The 3,599-nt window shown below is 68.0% G+C and carries 1 protein-coding gene; it reads right to left on the bottom strand.

The genetic code is table 11. The annotated features are described in order from the left end of the window. A partial coding sequence (locus AWC06_RS09895; RefSeq protein ID WP_139819998.1) for a non-ribosomal peptide synthetase occupies positions 1 to 3,599 on the bottom strand: 3,599 nt, incomplete at both ends.

Below are 3,599 nucleotides of genomic sequence, written 5' to 3'. Positions count from 1 at the left end.
AGCTTGCCGTTGACCGTCAACGGCAGCGCCTCTAACACCACCACCGCCGCCGGCACCATATAAGCCGGCAACCGCTCGCCCAACTGCGCGCGGATCGCGGCCGGGTCGGCGGCCCCGGTGACATAGCCCACCAGACGCTTATCGCCCGGGCGATCCTCGCGGGCGATCACCGCCGCCTGCTCAACCCCATCGAGCTCCGCAAGGACCGAGCGGATTTCGCCGAGCTCGATGCGATACCCGCGGATCTTGACCTGCTCATCGGCGCGCCCCAGATACACCAACTGCCCATCAGCACCCCAGCGCACCAAATCCCCGGTGCGATACATCCGCGACCCCGCGCGCCCAAACGGACACGCCACAAACCGCGACCCGGTCAACCCGGCCCGACGCCAATACCCCACACCCACGCCGGCGCCGGCCACATACAACTCCCCAACCACACCCGCCGGCACCGGACGCAACCACCCATCGAGCACAAACAACCCCGCGGAGGGCACCGGCGCACCGATCGGCACCACGCCCGAGCCCGGGATTAGCGGCGCACTGACCGCCGCATAGATTGTGGCCTCGGTCGGGCCGTAGGCGTTGAGCATCACCCGCCCCGGCGCCCACCGATCCACCAGCTCGGGCGGGCAGGCCTCACCGGCCACCACCAACGCCGCCGACTCCAACCCCTCCGGCGAGAGCATCCCGACTGCCGATGGGGTTTGACTTAACACGCCGACCCGTTCCGTGACCAGCACGTCGTGAAAGTCCTGCGGGGAGCGGGCCACCTCCTCGGGCACCACCACCAACCGGCCCCCGCGCAGCAGCGCGCCGAAGATCTCCCACACCGAGACGTCGAAAGCATACGAATGCCACTGCGACCACACCCCCGCCGCCGGCAGACCCACCTCCAAGGACGCCAACAGCTGAGTCACGTTGCGGTGGGTGACCGCAACCCCCTTCGGGATCCCGGTGGTGCCCGAGGTGTAAATCAGGTAAGCCAGATCGTCGGGGTCGGGCGCGGGCAGTGCGGTGCACGGATAGGTCTGGATTTGGGGATCGTCGATATCGATCACCGGCACGTCACACCCTGCCAGCCGCCCAGCCAACTCGGCGGTGGTAACCACCGCGATCGGTGCGGCGTCGGCGAGCAGCAACCCGATCCGCGCCGCCGGCAGCGCCGGGTCGATCGGCAGATAGGCCGCCCCGGTCTTGAGCACCGCCACAATCGCCGCGATCGCCTCGGCCGAACGGGAAAACAACAGCGCCACACACTGTCCCGGGCCCACACCCTGGCTGGCCAACAAGTGCGCTAACCGGTTCGCCGCCTCATCCAGCTGCCGGTAGGTCCACGAAACCTCACCGCACGTCAGCGCCACCGCCTCCGGCGTGCGCTCCACCTGCGCGGCGAACAACACCGGAACCGACACCGGCGCAACCGAAGCCGTGGTCAACACCGCCCGATTACCTACCTCATCCAGGCGGGCATGCTCACCGGCATCAAGCAAATCCACCGACGACAACCGCCCGAAGGGGTCGGCGGTGATCGCCGCCAACACCCGCTGCAACCGCCCGATCAACGCCTCGATGCTGGCCGTGTCGAACACATCGGTGCGAAATTCCACCGTCCCGCCAATCCCTGCTGGCGCACCGGCCTCACTCCAGCGTTCGGCCAAAGAAAACACCAAATCCATGCGGGCACTTTGGGTATCCACCGGCAGCGGTGCGACCTGCAGATCACCCAGGGCCAACCCGGCGGCGGAGTCAGTGTCTTGCCCAGGAAGGTTTTGCCAGGCCAACATCACCTGCACCAGCGGGTGATGGGTCAGGCTTCGGGTGGGGTTGAGCCGCTCCACCAGCACCTCAAAGGGCACATCTTGATGCTCGTAGGCGGCCAGGCTGCGCTGTCGCACCTGAGCCAACAGTTCGGCGACAGTCGGATTCCCGGCCACATCGACCCGCAACACCAGGGTGTTGACGAAAAACCCCACCAACTCATCCAGCACCGAGTCGCGCCGCCCGGCGATCGGGAACCCCACCGCCACATCAGGGCTGGCGCTGATCTTGGAGAGCAGCACCGCCAGGGCAGACTGAATCACCATGAAACTGGTCGCAGTGTGCTCACGGGCCACCCGCGCAACCCGCTGCTGCAGCTCGGCCGGCCAGTCCACCACCACGGTGGCGCCGCGCTGATCGGCCACCGGCGGATAGGGCCGGTCGGTGGGCAACTCCAGGCGCTCGGGCAGCCCCGCCAGCGCCTGCTGCCAGTAGGCCAGCTGCGCGGCAATCGGGCTGTCGCTGTCTTCCAGATCGCCTAGCAGCGCGCGCTGCCACAGCGTGTAATCAATGTATTGCACCGCCAACGGGTCCCAGCCCGGGGCGTGCCCCGCACACCGGCTGGCATAGGCCATCCCCAGATCACGCATCAGCGGGCTAAGCGACCAGCCGTCGGCGGCGATGTGGTGCACCACGGCCACCAGCACGTGCTCATCGTCGGCCACGCGGAAAAGCCAGGCGCGCAACGGAATCTGGTTGGCCAGATCAAACGTGTAACGCGCCGCGGTCTCGATGCCCTCACGCAGCCGGCTTTCCGGCCAGCCGGTCGCATCGACAACGTGCCAGCCGAAATCGGCCCGCTCGGCGGGGACCACAACCTGCTGGGGGATCCCCTCGGACGCGACAAACACCGTGCGCAGGCTTTCATGGCGGCCCACCACATCGGCCAGCGCCGCACCCAGCGCCTCGACATCCAGCCGCCCGCGCAACCGCAACGCCGCCACCATGTTGTACACCGCTGAAGGCCCCTGCAACTGATCCAGGAACCACAACCGGCTCTGGGCAAACGACAACGGCACCACCGCCGGCCGCTCACCCGCCACCAACCGCGGAAGTCCACCCGCGCCCTCACCGATACGCGGCGCCAACCGGGCCACCGTGGGCGCCTCGAACAAGGCGCGCACCGCAAGGTCGGCATCCAGGCCGGTATTGACCGCCGCGATCAGGCGCATCGCCGACAGCGAATCCCCACCCAAATCGAAAAATGAGTCGTCGACCCCGACCCGATCGACACCGAGGACCTGGGCGTAGATGCCGGCCAGAATCTCCTCGACCGCGCCGACCGGGGCCCGGTACTCACCCGCGGCGTATTCGGGTGCCGGTAGGGCGCGGGTGTCCAGCTTGCCGTTGACCGTCAACGGCAGCGCCTCTAACACCACCACCGCCGCCGGCACCATATAAGCCGGCAACCGCTCGCCCAACTGCGCGCGGATCGCGGCCGGGTCGGCGGCCCCGGTGACATAGCCCACCAGACGCTTATCGCCCGGGCGATCCTCGCGGGCGATCACCGCCGCCTGCTCAACCCCATCGAGCTCCGCAAGGACCGAGCGGATTTCGCCGAGCTCGATGCGATACCCGCGGATCTTGACCTGCTCATCGGCGCGCCCCAGATACACCAACTGCCCATCAGCACCCCAGCGCACCAAATCCCCGGTGCGATACATCCGCGACCCCGCGCGCCCAAACGGACACGCCACAAACCGCGACCCGGTCAACCCGGCCCGACGCCAATACCCCACACCCACGCCGGCGCCGGCCACATACAACTCCCCAACCAC

This window comes from Mycobacterium fragae (assembly GCF_002102185.1).
Classification (GTDB): domain Bacteria; phylum Actinomycetota; class Actinomycetes; order Mycobacteriales; family Mycobacteriaceae; genus Mycobacterium; species Mycobacterium fragae.
This window is presented reverse-complemented; position numbering and strand designations above follow the sequence as displayed.